This window comes from Mycobacterium triplex (genome assembly GCF_000689255.1).
GTDB lineage: Bacteria > Actinomycetota > Actinomycetes > Mycobacteriales > Mycobacteriaceae > Mycobacterium > Mycobacterium triplex.
The window spans coordinates 4,771,341-4,788,912 of record NZ_HG964446.1; the positions used below are offsets into that span (position 1 = coordinate 4,771,341).

The 17,572-nt window shown below is 67.5% G+C and carries 15 protein-coding genes and 1 pseudogene; 8 read left to right on the plus strand and 8 right to left on the minus strand.

Annotated features, from left to right (window positions below):
- The 7 genes from BN973_RS31435 to BN973_RS22050 all read left to right on the plus strand — a co-directional run.
- Nucleotides 1-410 (plus strand): PPW family C-terminal domain-containing PPE protein (locus BN973_RS31435; RefSeq protein WP_036470872.1); only part of this gene is annotated, 410 nt, incomplete at its 5' end.
- 144 nt (nt 411-554) lie between these two features.
- A complete protein-coding gene (locus BN973_RS31440; protein WP_198048954.1) occupies nt 555-995 on the plus strand; it encodes a hypothetical protein in 441 nt (146 codons plus the stop codon).
- Nucleotides 996-1,090: 95 nt separating this feature from the next.
- The gene (gene stf0, locus BN973_RS22030; protein WP_036472853.1) at nt 1,091-1,894 is read left to right on the plus strand and encodes a trehalose 2-sulfotransferase; all 804 of its coding nucleotides are present in this window, start codon (nt 1,091-1,093) and stop codon (nt 1,892-1,894) included.
- Nucleotides 1,891-2,805 (plus strand): sulfate adenylyltransferase subunit CysD, encoded by a 915-nt coding sequence (gene cysD / locus BN973_RS22035; protein WP_036470873.1) that lies wholly within the window; start codon nt 1,891-1,893, stop codon nt 2,803-2,805. The genes stf0 and cysD overlap by 4 nt, the downstream gene beginning before the upstream one ends.
- Nucleotides 2,805-4,721, plus strand: coding sequence for an adenylyl-sulfate kinase (gene cysC, locus BN973_RS22040; protein ID WP_051641399.1), 1,917 nt, complete (start codon nt 2,805-2,807; stop codon nt 4,719-4,721). The genes cysD and cysC overlap by 1 nt, the downstream gene beginning before the upstream one ends.
- 176 nt (nt 4,722-4,897) lie before the next feature.
- Entirely contained in the window at nt 4,898-6,016 is a 1,119-nt protein-coding gene (locus BN973_RS22045; RefSeq protein ID WP_036470874.1) for a YeiH family protein, read from the plus strand.
- Nucleotides 6,017-6,170: 154 nt separating this feature from the next.
- On the plus strand, nt 6,171-6,863 hold the full coding sequence (locus BN973_RS22050; protein ID WP_036470875.1) for a GAP family protein: 693 nt from the start codon (nt 6,171-6,173) through the stop codon (nt 6,861-6,863).
- Nucleotides 6,864-6,895: 32 nt separating this feature from the next.
- On the opposite strand, the gene BN973_RS22055 is transcribed toward BN973_RS22050, so the two are convergent.
- From BN973_RS22055 to fdxA, 4 genes are read right to left on the minus strand one after another with little or no spacing between them, the layout of a single operon-like run.
- A complete protein-coding gene (locus tag BN973_RS22055; RefSeq protein ID WP_036470876.1) occupies nt 6,896-8,158 on the minus strand; it encodes an alpha/beta hydrolase in 1,263 nt (420 codons plus the stop codon).
- A gap of 51 nt (nt 8,159-8,209) precedes the next feature.
- Nucleotides 8,210-10,621, minus strand: coding sequence for an APC family permease (locus tag BN973_RS22060; protein WP_407067596.1), 2,412 nt, complete (start codon nt 10,619-10,621; stop codon nt 8,210-8,212).
- 50 nt (nt 10,622-10,671) lie between these two features.
- Nucleotides 10,672-11,772 (minus strand): succinyldiaminopimelate transaminase, encoded by a 1,101-nt coding sequence (gene dapC, locus BN973_RS22065; protein WP_036470879.1) that lies wholly within the window; start codon nt 11,770-11,772, stop codon nt 10,672-10,674.
- A 42-nt stretch (nt 11,773-11,814) separates the two neighbouring features.
- Nucleotides 11,815-12,141, minus strand: coding sequence for a ferredoxin (gene fdxA, locus BN973_RS22070; RefSeq protein WP_025735298.1), 327 nt, complete (start codon nt 12,139-12,141; stop codon nt 11,815-11,817).
- A gap of 436 nt (nt 12,142-12,577) precedes the next feature.
- On the opposite strand from fdxA, the gene BN973_RS22075 reads away from it, so the two are divergent.
- A complete protein-coding gene (locus tag BN973_RS22075; RefSeq protein ID WP_036472855.1) occupies nt 12,578-12,910 on the plus strand; it encodes a hemophore-related protein in 333 nt (110 codons plus the stop codon).
- Nucleotides 12,911-12,993: 83 nt separating this feature from the next.
- Here BN973_RS22075 and BN973_RS32105 read toward each other — a convergent pair.
- The 4 genes and pseudogenes from BN973_RS32105 to mshB form a co-directional block, all read right to left on the minus strand.
- Nucleotides 12,994-13,268: pseudogene (locus BN973_RS32105) on the minus strand (maleylpyruvate isomerase N-terminal domain-containing protein); the annotation flags it as partial.
- 86 nt (nt 13,269-13,354) lie between these two features.
- Nucleotides 13,355-15,937, minus strand: coding sequence for a bifunctional FO biosynthesis protein CofGH (locus BN973_RS22085; RefSeq protein WP_036470881.1), 2,583 nt, complete (start codon nt 15,935-15,937; stop codon nt 13,355-13,357).
- 117 nt (nt 15,938-16,054) lie between these two features.
- Complete coding sequence (locus BN973_RS22090; RefSeq protein WP_036470882.1) at nt 16,055-16,519, minus strand: hypothetical protein; 465 nt, start codon at nt 16,517-16,519, stop codon at nt 16,055-16,057.
- A gap of 92 nt (nt 16,520-16,611) precedes the next feature.
- A complete protein-coding gene (gene mshB / locus BN973_RS22095; RefSeq protein WP_036470883.1) occupies nt 16,612-17,514 on the minus strand; it encodes an N-acetyl-1-D-myo-inositol-2-amino-2-deoxy-alpha-D-glucopyranoside deacetylase in 903 nt (300 codons plus the stop codon).
- Between the last annotated feature and the right edge of the window lie 58 nt (nt 17,515-17,572).

The following is a 17,572-nucleotide window of genomic DNA, read 5'->3' on the forward strand; positions in this document are numbered from 1 at the left end:
GACCGGTGGCGCCATCGGCGCCACCGGTCGTCGCAATGGAGGGTCTGTCCTACATGCTCGGCGGACTGACCGCGGAGGCGAAGCGGGCGGCACCGGCCGACGCCGGCGCCAGGAAGGCGGCCGAGACGGACAGCGCCGAGGTGGTCGCGGCGGCGCAGCCCGACGAACGCACTCCAGATCGGCGCCGACGCCGGGCGAAGGCCAAACAACTCGGCCGCGGCTACGAATACATGGACCTGGAGTCGAAGCCGGCTCCGCCCGATCCCGGCCCCCCAACCCGGGGTTTCGCCGGCACCATGCCCTGCGAGATCGCTTCCGCACCAACGGGATTAGCGGTGCTGGCCGACGATGCGTTCGGCGGCGGCCCGCGGCTGCCGATGTTGCCCGGCACGTGGGAGATGGAGCCCTAGCCCGCCGCTCGGCCTTGACCTGTGCTTTGCGGGGTGCGATTGTCCGATATTGACGATAATGCATAATCAGCTCGGCGGGCCCGGCCGAAAAGGGGGATCATGAACCGTTCCATCGTCGTGAGCATCTGCGGTACGATCACGAAAGTGTCAGCGGCCGTTGCTATTACGGCGGCAATACCCGCAGGAGTGCCGGCGGGCGCCACACCGGGCACGCCGGTGCTGCTCGACCGATTTGCCAGCGACCTGCCCACCGGCCCCGATGATCCGCGGTGTTTGCAGAACCCCGGATACGCCGCGTGTATGGGCGGTCCGTATTGGGTGGGCCCGCCCACAGCTCCCACACCGCCGGCGCTTCCCGGGCCGCCCACCGGCCCACTGGATCCGCAATGCATGTCCAACCCCGCCGATGCGGCGTGCGTGGGCAGCCCCTTCCTGCCGCCCACGCCACCGGTCGCTCCACCACCGCCTCCGATCGAGCCGATCGCACCGCCCCCGATGGCGCCGATGGAACCGATTGCCCCACCTCCGCTGGCGCCGACGATCGATACCGGACCGGCGATCGGGGGTGTGCCCGGACACATCTAGTGGCACGGTGCGGCCGAGGCCGGCGGGCGAATTATGCTCAGCATGAATGAAAATCCATAGGTTGCAGCGCGTTTTCGTCCAGCTAGGCTTTGCTGGTGGCAGAAAATCCGTCGTCGTATCTGGTGCTGGCATCCCAGCGCAGCGGCAGCACGCTGCTCGTCGAATCGCTGCGCGCGACCGGCGTGGCCGGCGAGCCTCAGGAGTTCTTCCAATATCTGCCGAAGACCAGCCAGGCGCCCCAGCCGCGGGAGTGGTTCGCGGGCGTCGACGACGAGTCGATCCTGAGCCTGCTCGATCCCTTCGACGAAGGAAAACCCGACCTCGCGCCCGCCGAGATCTGGCGCGACTACATCCGCACCGTCGGCAGGACACCGAACGGCATCTGGGGCGGCAAGCTGATGTGGAATCAAACCCCGCTGCTGCGCAACCGCGCCAGCGAACTGCCGAACCGCTCCGGCGACGGACTGCTGGCCGCGATTCGCGACGTCGTCGGCGAGGAACCACTGCTCATTCACATCCACCGGCCCGACGTGGTCTCGCAAGCGGTGTCGTTCTGGCGGGCCGTGCAAACCCGGGTCTGGCGGGGTAGGCCCGATCCAGCCCGCGATGCGCGTGCCATCTATCACGCCGGAGCCATCGCGCACGTCGTCACCATGCTGCGCGAGCAGGAGGAGAGCTGGCAGAACTGGTTCGCCGAGGAAGACGTCAAGCCGATGGAAGTGCCCTATCCGGTGTTGTGGCGCAACCTGACTCAGGTGGTGGCCGCCATCCTCGAGGCGCTTGGGCTCGACCCCCGGCTGGCACCCGACCCGGTGCTGGAGCGGCAAGCCGACAAGCGTTCCGACGACTGGGTGGACCGGTACCGGGCCGACGCCGAACGGGAGGGGCTACCGACATGACGACCACGACCGAAACCCGGGTCGACGAATTGCGGCTGCTGGAAGCAGAAGCGGTGCACATCATCCGCGAGGTCGTCGCCGAGCTGGAGCGCCCGGTGCTGCTGTTCTCGGCCGGCAAGGACTCGATCGTGTTACTTCGTTTGGCGGAGAAGGCTTTTCGACCGCTGCCGCTGCCGTTCCCGGTGATGCATGTCGACACCGGCCACAACTTCGAGGAGGTCATCGAGTTTCGCGACCGCCGGGTCGCAGGCGTTGGGCACAAGCTGATCGTCGCGTCGGTGCAGAAATCCATCGACAACGGCCGGGTTCCCGATCCCGGGCCGGGCGCCTCACGCAACCGGGCGCAGACGCGCACGCTGCTCGACGCGCTGGAAGCCGGCGAGTTCGACGCCGCGTTCGGCGGTGCCCGCCGCGACGAGGAGCGGGCCCGTGCCAAGGAGCGGATCCTGAGCTTCCGCGACGAGTTCGGCCAGTGGGATCCCCGCGCGCAACGGCCGGAGCCCTGGTCGCTGTACAACGGCCGGATCAAGAAGGGCGAGCAGGTGCGGGTGTTCCCGCTGAGCAACTGGACCGAGCTCGACGTCTGGCGCTACATCGAGCTGGAAAACCTTGAAATACCGTCGATTTACTACGCACACGAACGCGAGGTGTTCGAGCGCGACGGCATCCTGTTGGCGGTGTCGGAATACGCCAGCCCGCACAACGGTGAAGCATCCGCCGTCGAGTGGGTGCGCTACCGCACCGTCGGCGACCTGACCATCACCGGGGCGGTGCGTTCGCGGGCGACCGACATCACCGGGGTGATCACCGAGATCTCGGCCGCGACGGTGTCCGAGCGCGGCGAGACGCGAGCCGACGACCGGACGTCGGCCGCGGCGATGGAAGACCGCAAGCGGGAGGGCTACTTCTGATGACGGCCACCGAGAACGCCGCACCGACCTTGCCGCACCAGGGCGTCACGCGTCAGCTGCTGCGCATTGCCACCGCCGGTTCGGTCGACGACGGCAAGAGCACGCTGATCGGGCGGCTGCTGCACGACACCGACAGCCTGCCCCTGGACCACGTCGAAGCCGTGACCGACGAAGAGGGCGTCGCCGACCTCGCGGCGCTGTCGGACGGTCTTCGTGCCGAACGCGAACAGGGCATCACGATCGACGTCGCCTACCGCTTCTTCTCCACCGCGTCGCGCAGCTACATCCTGGCCGACACTCCCGGCCACGAGCGCTACACCCGCAACATGTTCACCGGCGCCTCGAATGCCCACGTGGCCATCCTGCTGGTCGACGCGCGCGCCGGGGTGCTGCGCCAGACCCGAAGGCACGCCCGGATCGCAAAGCTGTTGGGCATCAAGCACTTTGTCGCGACGGTCAACAAGATCGACCTGATCGACTTCGACCAGGACGGGTTCGCGGCCGTCGAGGGCGAGCTGCGGCGGTTGGCGGCCCGGCTGGGCGAGGTGGACATCACGGTGATCCCGATCGCGGCCAAGCACGGCGACAACGTCGTGCATCGCTCCGAGCACACGCCGTGGTACCGCGGCCCCACCCTGCTGCAGTACCTGGAGGCCATCGAACTGGCCGCGCCGAACGCCGAGCCGTCCCGGCTGCGCCTGCCCGTGCAGTGGGTTTCGCGACCGACCGCCGACGTGCGGCGCCGCTACACCGGACGGCTTGCGGCGGGAACGCTGTCGGTCGGGGACCCGGTGATCTCGCTGCCCGCCGGTACCCGCTCGACGGTGACCGCGCTGGACACCCTGGACGACGAACGCACCACGGCTGTTGCGCCGCTGTCTGTTTCGATCGAGCTGGCCGACGACATCGACGTGGGCCGCGGTGACGTGCTGGTCAGCGGGGCCGACGACGCGGTGCTGCCGGTGCCGGCCCGGGAACTGGACGCGACAGTGTGCTGGTTCGTCGACACCCCGCTGCGCGCCGGCGACCGGCTGGCCCTCAAACAAACCTCCAAGACCGTGCGGGCCACCGTGCAGGAACTGCACTCGCGGCTGGATCCCGAGACACTCGACGAACTCGACCAGCCAGTTGAGCTGGCGCTCAACGACATCGGCACCGTAACCCTGCGAACCAGCTCGGTCGTCATCGCCGACAGCTACACCGACAATCGCGACAGCGGCGCGTTCATCCTGATCGACGAGACCACCAACGACACCGTCGGCGCCGGCACCATCATCGAGGCGCGCGAGGTCAAGCCGGGAACCCACCCGCGCACCGACATCCGCTGGCATCCCTCGGCACTGGACCGGGGGCACCGGTGGCGCGCCACCGGACAGGCTGGGGCGACGATCTGGTTCACCGGGCTGCCGGCGTCCGGCAAGTCCACCGTCGCGGTGGCCGTCGAGCGGGCGCTCGTCGAATCCGGCCGGGTGGCCTATCTGCTCGACGGCGACAACCTGCGGCATGGGTTGTCCGACGATTTGGGCTTCTCCCCCGGCGATCGGACCGAAAACATCAGGCGCGTCGGTCATTTGACTCGGCTGCTGGCCGATGCCGGCGTGGTCGCCCTGGCTTCGCTGGTGTCGCCGCTGGCGTCGGACCGCGAGACCGCCCGGGCGCTCAACGACGCCGCCAAGCTGCCCTTCATCGAGGTGCACGTCGCCACCTCGCTGGCCGAGTGCGAAAGACGAGACCCCAAGGGCCTGTACGCGCGGGCCCGCCGGGGCGAGCTCAAGGGTTTGACCGGTGTCGACGCGCCGTACGAACCGCCGGAGAACCCCGACCTCGTGCTCGACACGTCCGGCGCCGACATCGACGAACTCGCCGCCCGGGTCATCGCGTTGCTCGACGAGCGCAGCCCACGGCCCGCCACCTAGATTCAGCGCGAGCCGATCACTTGGTCCGCGACGCCGGGCCCGGCAATATGCGTACGTGCGTGATTGGCGCGAGCGGGTCGGCTCGATATCGGTGGACTGGTGGGCGACGGCGGTCGCCGGGGTGATCGTGGCGTTGGCGGTGGCCAACGCGCTTCCGAAGATTCCGTGGTGATCGCGTGAGTACCACGCGCATCGAAGCGGATGAAACGCTGGACGAACCCACGTTTACCAGCAGGGAACCGCTGGACTACGTGCCGGGGATCCTGCTGTTGATCGGCGTCGGCTTGCTGGGCAAATACGCTCAGATCTGGTGGAACTCGCTGGCCAAGCACGAACACTGGCGGGTGCCCGATATCGAATACGTGTTGTGGGCCATCGTGATTGGGCTGCTGATCACCAACACCGTGGGCTTGCACCGGATATTTCGCCCGGGTGTGCAGACCTACGAGTTCTGGCTCAAGGTCGGGATCGTGGTGCTGGGAGCGCGCTTCGTGCTCGGCGACATCGCCAAGCTCGGCGCGATCAGCCTGGTCCAGATTCTGGTGGACATGACCATCGCCGGAACCGTCATCATCGTCGTCGCACGGACCTTCGGCCTATCGGGCAAGCTGGGCTCACTGCTGGCGATCGGCACGTCGATCTGCGGGGTGTCGGCCATCATCGCGGCCAAGGGCGCGATCCGTGCCCGCAACTCCGACGTCAGCTACGCCATCGCGGCGATCCTGGCCCTCGGTGCGGTCTCGCTGTTCGTGCTGCCGCCGCTGGGGCACGCGATCGGGCTCACCGACCACGAATTCGGGCTGTGGGCGGGCCTTTCGGTGGACAACACCGCCGAAACCACCGCCACCGGCTACCTGTTCTCCGACCACGCCGGCAAGATCGCGGTGCTGGTCAAGTCGACCCGCAACGCGCTGATCGGGTTTGTCGTCCTGGGTTTCGCGCTGTACTGGGCCGCGCGCGGCCAGGCCGATGAGATCGCCTCCGGGGCAACGGCCAAGGCCGCGTTCATCTGGCAGAAGTTCCCGAAGTTCGTGCTGGGCTTTTTGGCTGTATCGGCGATCGCGACGGCCGGGTGGCTGACCAAGGGGCAAACCGCCAACCTGGCGAACGTGTCGAAGTGGGCGTTTCTGCTCACCTTCGCCGGGGTCGGGCTCAACACCGATTTCCGTCAGATCGCGCGCACCGGCTGGCGCCCACTGGTGGTGGCTGTGATAGGGCTCACAGTCGTCGCGACGGTCTCGCTGGGCATCGTCCTGCTGACGTCGCGCGTATTGCATTGGGGCGTAACCACCTAGCGAGAACTCGCGAGGCGCAACACGCCGGTGGGTAGCCCGGACGGTAACGTAATACTCATGCAGCACTCGTCCGTCGTTGCTCTGCTACGCGAACGCGCTGGGCTACCGGGTTTCATTCGCACCACGTTGGACGCCCGGGTAGCCGAATCCTGACATGTGGATCACCCTTCTGGTCATGGCCTTCGCGATGAGTGTCGAGCCGTTCCGGATCGGCATGACCGTGTTGATGCTGAATCGACCCAGGCCGATGCTGCAGCTGTTCGCATTCCTGTGCGGCGGCTTCGCGATGGGCATGACCGTCGGCCTGTCCGTCGTGTTCGGGCTCCAGCGCCGACTGCTGAGTTCTCCGCAGGTAAGTTTGCCGAAACTTCAGATTCTGATCGGCGGTTCGGCACTGCTTGTTGCGATTGTGCTGAGCGCACAGGTCATGTTGCGGGAGAAAGTGTCCCGCTTCAAACGACCACCCGCCGACGAGCCCGATTTGCACGAGCATCACGGCCTGGGGAGGTTCTCGCGGCGGCTACTGCACGGGCGTTCACTGTGGGTGGCCGGGGTGGCCGGTCTTGGGATCGCGTTGCCGTCCGTGGACTATCTGGCCGCCCTGGCCGCCATCGTGGCCTCCGGCACGGCCGCCGCGACCCAGTTCAGCGCGCTGCTGATGTTCCATGTCGTGGCGTTCGCACTGGTGGAGATTCCGCTGCTGGCCTACCTGCTGGCGCCCGACCAAACGCGCGCCTGGATGGTCGCACTGCAGATCTGGATCCGCTCGCGCCGCCGCGTCGAGGTAGCCAGCCTGCTGGCCGCGGCCGGGTGTGTGCTGGTGTTCATCGGCATGCGCAGCCTCTAGCACACCCGTGCGAGAGCGCGGAATTCCGGGGCTCAGTTGTCGGTGCCGGTCACCGCTGGACGTTCGCGGCGCACATACATTTCGGCAAGGAACTGCTCGACTGCCACCGCGGCATGCGCCGCGCGGGCCGAGCCGAAAATGTCGAACGCGTGCTGCGCCCAAGGCAACTCGGCGTAGACCACGGGCGCGCGACTGACCTCGCGAAGACGCGACACGAAATCGCGGGCCTGTTCGACCGGAACCAGTGAGTCGTTGGTGCCGTGCAGCACGAAAAACGGTGGGGCGTCTGGATGAATGTGTGCCACCGGCGAGGCCTGGCGAAACGGCTCGGCGATGTCGCCGCGACTGACCTTGAAAACGTTCTTGGCCACCATCGCCGCCATCAGCGGATGTATCGCGGTCCCGGTCGCGTTGAAGTCGTAGACGCCGTAAAACGGCACCGCCACGTCCACCCGGGTGTCGGCGTCTTCGAAGCCCGGCTGAAACCGCGGGTCGTTGGGGGTCAGGGCGGCCAGCGACGTCAGGTGCCCGCCGGCCGAACCCCCGGTGATGGCAATCCAGTCCGGGTCACCGCCGTAGGAGGCGATGTGCTCTTTCGTCCACGCGATCGCGCGCTTGACGTCGACGATCTGATCGGGCCACGTCGAGCGCGGGCTGAGCCGGTAATTGATCGCCACGCAGATCCAGCCCAGTTCGGCCAGATGACTCATCAGCGGATGTGCTTGTCCGCGTTTGTTTCCCACCATCCAGGCGCCGCCGGGAATCTGCAGCAACACCGGGGCCCGCCCATTGCGATCGAGGTCGGGCCGTCGCCAGATGTCGAGGTGGTTGCGTGAGCCGCACTCCCCGTAACTGATGTCGCCGTCGTGGGCGTAGTCGCGGTAGATGCGCAGCATGCGTGCCGCACCGGGCCTCTTGGCGGTCGCACCGCCGGGCGCGGGGCGCTTCCACAAATCGCCCGACTCGGTTCGGCGGTCGGGTCCCAGCCCCGCATCGAGTGCGGCCGTCAGCGGTTCGTTGGCCTGGTGCCCGAAGCGACGCAACCCCAGCAGGCCCAACGCCGACACCGCCGACAGCAGCCAGCTGATTCGCCGGGTCCGCGCCGGCAGCCGGCGCGACAGCGCTGCCAGCGTCGTGAATTGGACCCCGAGCATCTGCATCGGCAGCTCGGAGGCGAAGACGCCGTAGGCGAATGCGAACACCGAGCCGTATCCGCCCTTGCTCAACGGCCGATAACCGTTGGCGGTGAACGCGAGGCTCGCAACGGACGCCACAATGGCGCGCAGTCGCTTCACTGGGAATCCCTTTCCGTGGAACACCGGCTGTAGGTGTCACCACGTTAACGCTCAGGTTGTGCCGGTTCGTGAGGTCCCCGGCCGGCCGGCCTGCGCCGGGTCCTCCACGATGTGATACATCGGGTTGACCATCGTCATCGGCCGGTTGCCGCCCTGCTTGGGCTTACCGGTGACGCGCAACAACTGGCCGGGCTGGATGTCGGCGCCGGAGTGCCCGGACGGGAAGACCACGATGATCTCACCGCTGTGGTCGCCGACGACGATCGACCGGATGGTGCGCCTGCCCTTGCTGGTGTCCTCGACCTCGCTGACCCGTCCTTCGAAGGTGGCGCTGCGGCCCGGAATCAGGCCCGCGACGGTGATCACCGAACGCGACGGGTCGGGATGCTCGTAGGCCTCCACATTTTCGTCCTCGCCGCGGGTAACCCATTCGCCGAACTTTTCGAATTCGCGCACGATCCGTTGCTCGAAGCGTTCCGGGTACGCCTCCTCGATGCGCGTCTGGACGTCGTAAGGGACGATCGTCGCCGCGGCGTCCGGGATCATGCTGACCGCCCGGGCGATCTTGTCGGCGGTGCGGTCGTGCAGCAGCCGGCCCACCAATGGGTTGTAGGTGCGCCGCGGCAACAGCGCCGTCACGTTGGTATCCCGATGTTCGTCGCGCGCCCTGGCGATGAACAGTTGCGCGGCCCGGATGATCCGCCGGTCCGGACAGTCCACGACGCGCAGCCGGGTGTCGAGTTCGAAATGGTCCCAGCGCTTTCGTATTTGCGCCGCGTACGCCGCGTCGACCATGAAGTGCACCGCGATCATTTCGTCGGATCGCAATCCCTTGCCGTAGCGCAGCGCTTCGATCACCGCGAGGTCGACCGAGTTCACGAACACGAACACCTTGTGCCGTGCGTACTTCACCAGATCGGGCCGGTCGGTGCGGAACATCTCGAGAATCGCGGCCTCCGCGCGATATTCCTGGTTCAGCCGCATCAGGATGAACACCAATATCGGGAACACGACGACGACCAGCCACGCCCCTTCGGTGAACTTCGCCACCGCGAAGATCGCGACCACGACCGTGGACAGGATTCCCGCGGAAAGGTTGATCGCCAACCGGGTTCGCCAGCCCGGCTCGCGGTGCGTCAGATGGTGTTTGGTCATGCCGTAGCCGGCCATCGAAAATCCGGTGAACACCCCGATCGCGTAGAACGGGACCAGCGCGTTGACCGACCCACCGGTCACCACGAGCAAGACCACCGACAGCGCGGTGAGCGCGATGATGCCATTCGAAAACACCAGGCGGTGACCGCGTTTCATCAACTGCCGGGGCAGGAACCGATCCTCGGCGACGAAACTCGCCAACGCCGGGAAACCGTTGAAACTGGTGTTCGCACCGGTGAACAGGATCGCGGCCGTCGCGGTCTGCACCAGGATGTAGAAGACGTTGCCGAGTACGCCGCCGCCGAAGACCGCACGCGCGATCTGTGACAGGACCGACGGGTATTCACTCTCGTATGGCGTCGCGTGCGTGGCGAACGCGAGATAGGCGACACCGGCGAGCAGGAAGCCCAGGACGGTGGCCATCGCGGTGAGCACCCGACGTGCATTGCGGCCCTGCGGTTTTCGGAACAGGTCGACGGTGTTGGAGATCGCCTCGACACCGGTCAGCGACGAACCGCCGTTGGCGAACGAGCGCAGCAGGGTCAGTATCGTCGCGCCCATCACCAACCCGTCGGCCTTGTGCACCGGCACCGTTCCGGGCAGCTGCGCGGGGTCGTACACCGGCAGATCGCCCAGCAGCGCCCGCGCGACGCCGACCACGATCGTCAGGCCGACCATGACGACGAAGAAGTAGGAGGCGAACGCGAACTGCCATCCCGCTTCCTTCAACCCACGCAGGTTCAGAAAGCAGATCAGCAGCACCACCCCGACGGTGATCTGCAGGCTGTGCGGCCCCAGCGACGGGATGGCCGACACCACCGCCACCGTCCCGGCCGCCGACTGCACCGCGACGGTGACCACATAGTCGATCAGCAGCGCCGCGGCCGCGACCTGAGCGACCCGCGGGCCGAAGTTCTCCCGCGCCACGATGTAGGACCCGCCCGCTCGGGTGTAGGCCATGACGACCTGCCGATACGACGCGGTCACCAGCACCAGGATCAGCAGGATGACGCCGGTGATGGGAAGCAACAAGGCAAAGGCCGCCAGGCCCGCCGCCGGCAGCAGTTCGATCAGAATCTGCTCGGGGCCATAGGCGGTCGACGAGATCGCGTCGGGTGAAAGCGCGCCCAGCGCAACGGGATTCGACAACTTTTCGCCGGCCAGTTCCTCGGTGATCAGCGGCTTTCCCAGGAAGATGCGCTTGGCGACGTCCTGGACCGACAGCGGGAGCCGCAGTTTGCTAGCCGAAGTTGTCACGACAACATTCCTTACCCGAGAGGCAGCGGTTGGGTAATGCCTTCGATGCATTCTGCCGGTTCGCCTGATTGCGGGCAGACCGACGCGGAGATTTCTCGCAATCAGCGCGCGGGCGCGGCGGTAAGCCGCTGCACCGCGGCGTCGATGCGCTCGTCGGTGGCGGTCAATGCGACGCGCACATGCCGCCCGCCGCTCGGGCCGTAGAATTCGCCCGGCGCCACCAGGATGCCCCGGCCGGCCAACCACCCGAGGCTGTCGCGAGAGGGCTCGCCGCGGGTTGCCCACAGATACAGCCCGGCTTCGGAATCGTCGATCGCGAAGCCCGCCGCGCGCAGCGCCGGCGCGAGAGCGGCGCGCCGCCGCGCGTAGCACTCGCGCTGCACCTTCTCGTGATCGTCGTCGTCGAGCGCCGCGACCATGGCGGACTGCACCGGCGTCGGCACGATCATTCCGGCGTGCTTGCGCACCGCCAGCAGCTCGGCGACCAGGCTTTGGTCACCGGCGACAAAACCCGCCCGGTACCCCGCCAGCGACGAACTCTTGGACAGCGAGTGCACCGCCAGCAACCCGCCGTGGTCGCCGTCGCAGACGGAGGGATGCAACACCGACAGCGGCTCGGCTTCCCAGCCCAGGCCGAGGTAGCACTCGTCGGACGCCACCACGACGCCGCGTTCGCGCGCCCACCCGACGACCTTGCGCAGATGATCGACGCCCAACACCCGTCCGGTCGGGTTGCTCGGCGAGTTCAGGTAGACCAGTGCCGGCGATTGCGGCCCCAGTTGAGTCAACGAATCCGCGCGGACGACCTGCGCCCCGGCCAGCCGGGCGCCGACGTCATAGGTGGGATAGGCGAGCTCGGGAACCACGACGACGTCCGCCGGGCCAAGCCCGAGCAGGGTCGGCAGCCAGGCGATCAGTTCCTTGGTGCCGATCACGGGCAACACGGCGCTCTCGGCGAGCCCGGTGACGCCGAAGCGGCGGCCCAGGGCGGTGACCGCGGACTCGCGCAGCTCGGGAGTGCCGGCGGTGGCGGGATACCCGGGCGAGGAACCAGCGGCCGCCAACGCCTCTTGGATCACCGGCGCGACCGGGTCTACCGGGGTTCCGATGGACAGGTCGACGACGCCGTCGGGATGCGCGCCGGCCAGCGCTTTCGCCTCTGCCAGGGTGTCCCAGGGAAACTCCGGCAGAGATGCCGACACGGCAGGTCGGCCCCCCCTGGGCTGCTGCGCCACTGCGCCCCCTTAGTCTCCTTCGCCCTGCGGCGGCAGATCTTTGACCGCTTGCGGGTCATTCTCGGTCATCCCGACCTTGGCCGCGCCGCCGGGCGAGCCCAGCTCGACGAAGAAGTCGGCGTTGATCTGGGTGTACTGGCTCCACTGCTCGGGCACGTCGTCTTCGTAATAGATCGCTTCAACAGGGCAAACCGGTTCGCAGGCGCCGCAGTCCACGCATTCGTCGGGGTGGATGAACAGCATCCGTGCGCCCTCGTAAATGCAGTCGACGGGGCATTCTTCGATGCACGCCTTGTCTTTGATGTCGACGCAGGGTTGGGCGATCGTGTACGTCACGGACGTCTCCTCAACGTTTTCTCGTTGTCATGCTCAATGTGGGCTGCTGTTTGCCTCGCCGCGGCGCTCCCGCCAGCCTAGGCAAAGCTTTCGGTTACTGATACTAGACGTTGCACATACACGTCAACCACTTGGCACGCGACGGCGATTGCCAGGTTTCATACCGCCAGTCTCGCAGCCGCGCAGGTAGCCGTACCGACCATTCGAACGTGTCGACGCGATCGCCGACCGGTACTACGCCAGACGCCCTGCTGCGTGTGACGAACGTCACCCGGGCATCGATCTGCCGATAGTTATATTCCGGGCAGGGTCTCCGAATAACGGTGAGACAGAGAAGGTCCGCAGCGGCTGGTAGCCTCGTCCGAGACGGCAGCCGCTTGGGCTAATCACATAGCCGTCGTTGGCTTCATAGATCCGGGGAAGGTGTCCAAGCATGATGACGCTGTCGTTAAGCAAACTGGCAGCCGCGGTTGGTGGTGCGGCAGTGGCGCTGAGCGCCGCGGCGGGGGTTGCTTCGGCAGACCCGCTGGACCCGATCATCAACACCACCTGCACTTACCCGCAGGTGATGGCCGCCCTGAACGCGAACGACCCGGCCACTGCGCAGGAATTGAACGGTTCGCCGTTCGCGCAGAACTACATCCGGCAGTTCCTCGCCGCGCCGCCGCCCAAGCGCCAGCAGATGGCCGCGCAGATCCAGGGCATGCCGGCCGCCGCAAAGTACTTCAACACGATCCAGCAAGTCGCTGTCGTCTGTAACAACTACTGAGCCTCAGTAACCGCTGAGCAGTAACCGCAGTCGGCCCGGGTTTTCCGGGCCGACGCGGCTGCAGATCCGCGACGGATCCGCGGGGCGACGTCGGTGTCCGCGTCGACCTCGCCGGCCGCGGCGGCGACCTCGTCCAGGGCGGCCATCCGGTCGAGCAGCGCCTCCCCAGGCCGGCGTCGTCAAGGTCGCGCAGCGGGCCCTCGCGTTCCTCGAACCCGCGGGTGCCGACCGGTTCGCCCGCCAGGTGCGCGCCCAATACCCGGGCGAGCTCCTCGGCGTTGCCGGCTTGATGGATGACGATGTCGCGCACGGTCCAGGCTTCACACCAGGTACCGGTGTCGGGTCGACGCTGCTGCACCGCGTCGACAAACGGCTGCCATTCCGGGAATCGGTCGGTATCGACGGCGTGCTGCACGGCCTCGGGTATACCCGCGGCCCCGACGACTACGCGGCCAGCGGGCTGTAATCGGTGGTGCGCTGGCGCGCCGGGCGGCCGATGCCGTGGGCGATCGCGGTCAGCTCCGCCACCGTCTTGGCCGACCCGTGCTCGGAGCCGGCCATCCGTGAGATGGTCTCCTCCATCAGCGTGCCGCCCAGGTCGTTGGCGCCGCCGTTGAGCATCACCTGGGTGCGCTCGGTGCCGAGCTTGACCCAGCTGGTCTGAATCTGGGAAATGCGGCCGTGCAACATGATTCGCGCCAACGCGTGTACCGCCCGGTTATCGCGGTGGGTGGGGCCGGGACGCGCCGCGCCGGCCAGATACAACGGCGAGCTCTGATGTACGAACGGCAAGGGCACGAACTCGGTGAAACCTCCTGTGCGGTCCTGGATTTCGCGCAGCACGTTGAGGTGGCCGACCCAATGCCGGGGACTGTCGACGTGTCCGTACATCATCGTCGACGACGACCGCAGGCCCACCTCGTGCGCGGTGGTGACGATGTCGATCCACATCGACGTGGGCAACTTGCCCTTGGTGAGCACCCAGCGCACCTCGTCGTCGAGGATCTCCGCGGCGGTACCCGGGATGGTGCCCAGCCCGGCCTCGCGCAGGCTGATCAGCCACTCGCGCACGCTCAATCCGCTCTTGGTCACGCCGTTGGCGATCTCCATCGGGGAGAACGCGTGCACATGCATCGACGGCACCCGGGCTTTGACGGCGCGCACCAGGTCGGCGTAGCCGGTGACCGGCAGCTCGGGGTCGATCCCGCCCTGCATGCACACCTCGGTCGCGCCGGCGACGTGCGCCTCCCAGGCGCGGTCGGCGACCTCCTGCGCGGACAGCGAATACGCGTCGGCGTCGCCCTTGCGCTGCGCGAAAGCGCAGAACCGGCAACCGGTGTAGCAGATGTTGGTGAAGTTGATGTTGCGGTTCACCACAAACGTCACGTCGTCGCCGACGGTGTCGCGGCGCAGCGAATCCGCCAGCGCGGCAACCGCTTCCAGCGCCGGGCCGTCGGCCGTGGCCAACGCCAGGTACTCGTCGTCGCTGCAGCCGGCGGGGTTGCGCTCGGCGGAGCGCAGTGCGGCCAGCACGTCGGTGTCGATGCGCTCGGGGGCGCCTACGTCCCTGGCCGCCAGCTCGTGCACGTGTGCACGGATGGATTCCCAATCACCGAACGCACTTTCGAGATCGCTGCGCGCCTCGCTGTTGCGGCCCTCGGTGTCGATCGCGGCATTGAGATCCACCCGCCCGGTGGACTGCGCGTCGTCGGGTTCCTGCCACGGCTTGCCGGTCGGGTTGACGTCGCGGGCCAGCCCGGTCGCCGGATCTGCCAGTGCCGCAACGTGCCCGGACACCCGCGGGTCGATCCACGCCGCCCCTGCCTGGACGTATTTGGGCTGCGCGGTCAACCGCTGCACCAACTCGAATCCGGCTTCGGCGGTCACCGCGGCCAGCTCGTCCAACGCGGGCCAGGGCCGTTCCGGGTTGACGTGATCGGGCGTCAGCGGCGAAACCCCACCCCAGTCGTCGACGCCCGCGGCGACCAGCGCCAGGCACTCCTGCCGGGACACCAGATTCGGCGGCGCCTGGATGCGCATGCCGGGGCCCAGCACCAGCCGCGCCACCGCGATCGTTGCCAGGTAGTCGTCGATTCCGGCGTCGGGGACGCCGGCCATCGCGGTGTGCTGCTTGGCCCGGAAATTCTGCACGATCACTTCTTGAACATGACCGAATTCCTTGTGCGACTTGCGAATCGCATGCAAGGTGTCGGCGCGTTCGGCCAGCGTCTCCCCGATGCCGACCAGCAGCCCGGTGGTGAACGGAATCGACAACCGTCCCGCGTCGGTCAGCGCCCGCAGCCGCACCGCCGGGTCTTTGTCCGGGCTGCCGTAGTGTGCAAGCCCTTTCGTTTCGAACAGGCGACGCGACGTCGTCTCGAGCATCATGCCCATCGACGGCGCCACTGGCTTGAGCAGCGACATCTCCGACCAGCTCATCACGCCCGGGTTCAGGTGCGGCAACAGCCCGGTTTCCTCGAGCACCCGGATCGCCATCGCGCGCACATAGGACAGCGTCGAGTTGTAGCCGCGCGCATCCAGCCATTCGCGGGCCTGCGGCCAGCGGTCCTCCGGCCGGTCACCGAGGGTGAATAGTGCTTCCTTGCAACCCAGTTCGGCACCGCGCCGGGCGATGTCGACGATTTCGTCCGGCTCCAGATACATGCCGGCGCCCTGGGCGCGAAGTTTGCCCGGCGCCGTGACGAATGTGCAGTAGTGGCAGTTGTCCCGGCACAGATGAGTGACGGGGATGAACACCTTGCGCGAGTAGGTGATCGGTAGCCGACCGTTGGGGCCGCGCCGGCCGGCCGACTGCAGACCCGCGTCGCGCACCCGTGCGGCGCTCGCACACAAGTCGGCGAGGTCGGCACCGCGGGCGGTCATCGCCACGGCGGCCTCGTCGATGTTGAGCGCCACCCCATCGCGCGCCCGGCGCAGCACGCGCCGCAATGCCGACGCGCTGGCCTTAGGCGGAACGACGGGATCAGGCAGAGCGGTGGGCTCCTCGCCTACAGGCCCCGGTGTCATTAGCACCTTGGTGTAACTTCCCCACGATCGATTTTCATCCGCGCGTCCCAACAATCTGAATTTTCGGCAACCATAGCTGGTGCCATATGCGCAACAGTAGCGCCAGGCCGGTTCCCGTCAGCCGTAGCGGTGGCCGCGTCGCCACAACACCAGCACCGGGGGCGTCACCCCCAGCATGATCAGCAGCAACGCGCCGTAGGCCATCAGCCCGCTGCCTCCCAAGATGACGTCGTCGGCGGGCCCGCCCATGCTGATCACCGCCACGGTCAGCAGCCACGTCCACAGCGGCAGCGCCGCCCCGCGCGCCGTCCTCGTCCAGCGGCCGGCGGCCCAGACCAAAGCCGCGTTGACCAGACCGCTGATCAATCCGCTGATCGGAAACGGAATCGTGCCGATATAGAAAGGCAGCAGCAGAGCCCCGGCTAGTGCGGATAAGACCCCGTCGACAGCCAATAACGCCAATACCACGACGCGAATAGCGGGGTCTGTCGCGCCGGCGTCCTCGACGGACGCGGCGCGCGGCTTGGTTGCGGTCAGGTCGGGACGCTGTCGATATTGGACATGATGGAGCCGATAACCCACTGCAGGCTGTCGAGCCGGTCCTGCCAGTGCTGCAGGTTAGGGTCCAGGTCGGGGTCCATGCGAATTCCTTCCGTGGCTGCCTCGTTGGCAGCCTACTCCTCGGCGGACCCCCCGAGATTCAGTCCCGCGAGCAGGTCAGTCTCCCAACCGCGCCCGTCGCGGGGCCCGGCGGAGCCGGCGACCAGAACGTAGTGTTCGTCGCCGAGGATCGGCAGCGCGATGTTGTTCGACAGGGCGCACGCCCGCCCGGTCGGGCCGACGACCACCTGGGTGGCGTGCGCGGCGAGCGCGGCCACCTTGGCGGCCAACGCATCCGGCGTCGTCGACACGACGGCGTCGATCGCGTCGTCGGAGTAGCCGAAGTCGAATTCCTCTGGCGGCGGGATCGTCCACCCGGGCAGGAAATCGTCGGGACCCAGGGCCTGCCACCCGGCCATGAACGCGTCGACGGCGAGCACCGTCCAGTAGAACTTCGGCACTTCCCATGGCTTTCCGGGGTAGTCGGACCCGCCGGCCGCCGCGACCGCGGCGGTGGTGACGGTGTGGGTGCGGATGTGGTCGGGATGCCCGTATCCGCCGTTGGGGTCGTAGGTGACGACGACGTGCGGGCGCAGCCGGCGAATGATGTCGACCAGCGCCCCGACGGCCTCGCGTTCGTCGGCGTCGATGAAGCGCTCGCGGCGCCGCTTCTCGGTGCCCTCCATACCGGAGTCGCGCCAGCGTCCCGCGCCGCCGAGATAGATGGGTGCGCCGATGCCCAACGCCCGCAATGCCGCGCTGAGTTCGCCGATTCGGTAGCCACCGAGTTGGTCGGCCCGATCGACCGCGAGCTCTGCCCAGCGGTCCCCGATGACCTCGCCCTCCTCGCCCAGCGTGCAGGTCACGACGTTCACCTGGGCGCCGCGCGCGGCGTAATGCGCGATCGTGGCACCGTTGCTGAGGCTCTCGTCGTCGGGGTGCGCGTGGACGAACAACAGCCGCGGGGTCTCAGGCATGGACGCACCCTACCCGGAGCCGACCCGCTACTCTCGGTCGTTGTGTTGCACCAGAGTG

Excerpts from the sequence above, each read along its gene's own strand:
- BN973_RS22075 (WP_036472855.1), top strand. The coding sequence starts at position 12,578 with ATGACGCTGTCGTTAAGCAAACTGGCAGCCGCGGTTGGTGGTGCGGCA.
- cysD (WP_036470873.1), top strand. The coding sequence starts at position 1,891 with ATGACGACCACGACCGAAACCCGGGTCGACGAATTGCGGCTGCTGGAA.
- BN973_RS22085 (WP_036470881.1), bottom strand. The coding sequence starts at position 15,937 with ATGACACCGGGGCCTGTAGGCGAGGAGCCCACCGCTCTGCCTGATCCC.
- cysC (WP_051641399.1), top strand. The coding sequence starts at position 2,805 with ATGACGGCCACCGAGAACGCCGCACCGACCTTGCCGCACCAGGGCGTC.
- BN973_RS22060 (WP_407067596.1), bottom strand. The coding sequence starts at position 10,621 with ATGCATCGAAGGCATTACCCAACCGCTGCCTCTCGGGTAAGGAATGTT.
- BN973_RS22050 (WP_036470875.1), top strand. The coding sequence starts at position 6,171 with ATGTGGATCACCCTTCTGGTCATGGCCTTCGCGATGAGTGTCGAGCCG.
- mshB (WP_036470883.1), bottom strand. The coding sequence starts at position 17,514 with ATGCCTGAGACCCCGCGGCTGTTGTTCGTCCACGCGCACCCCGACGAC.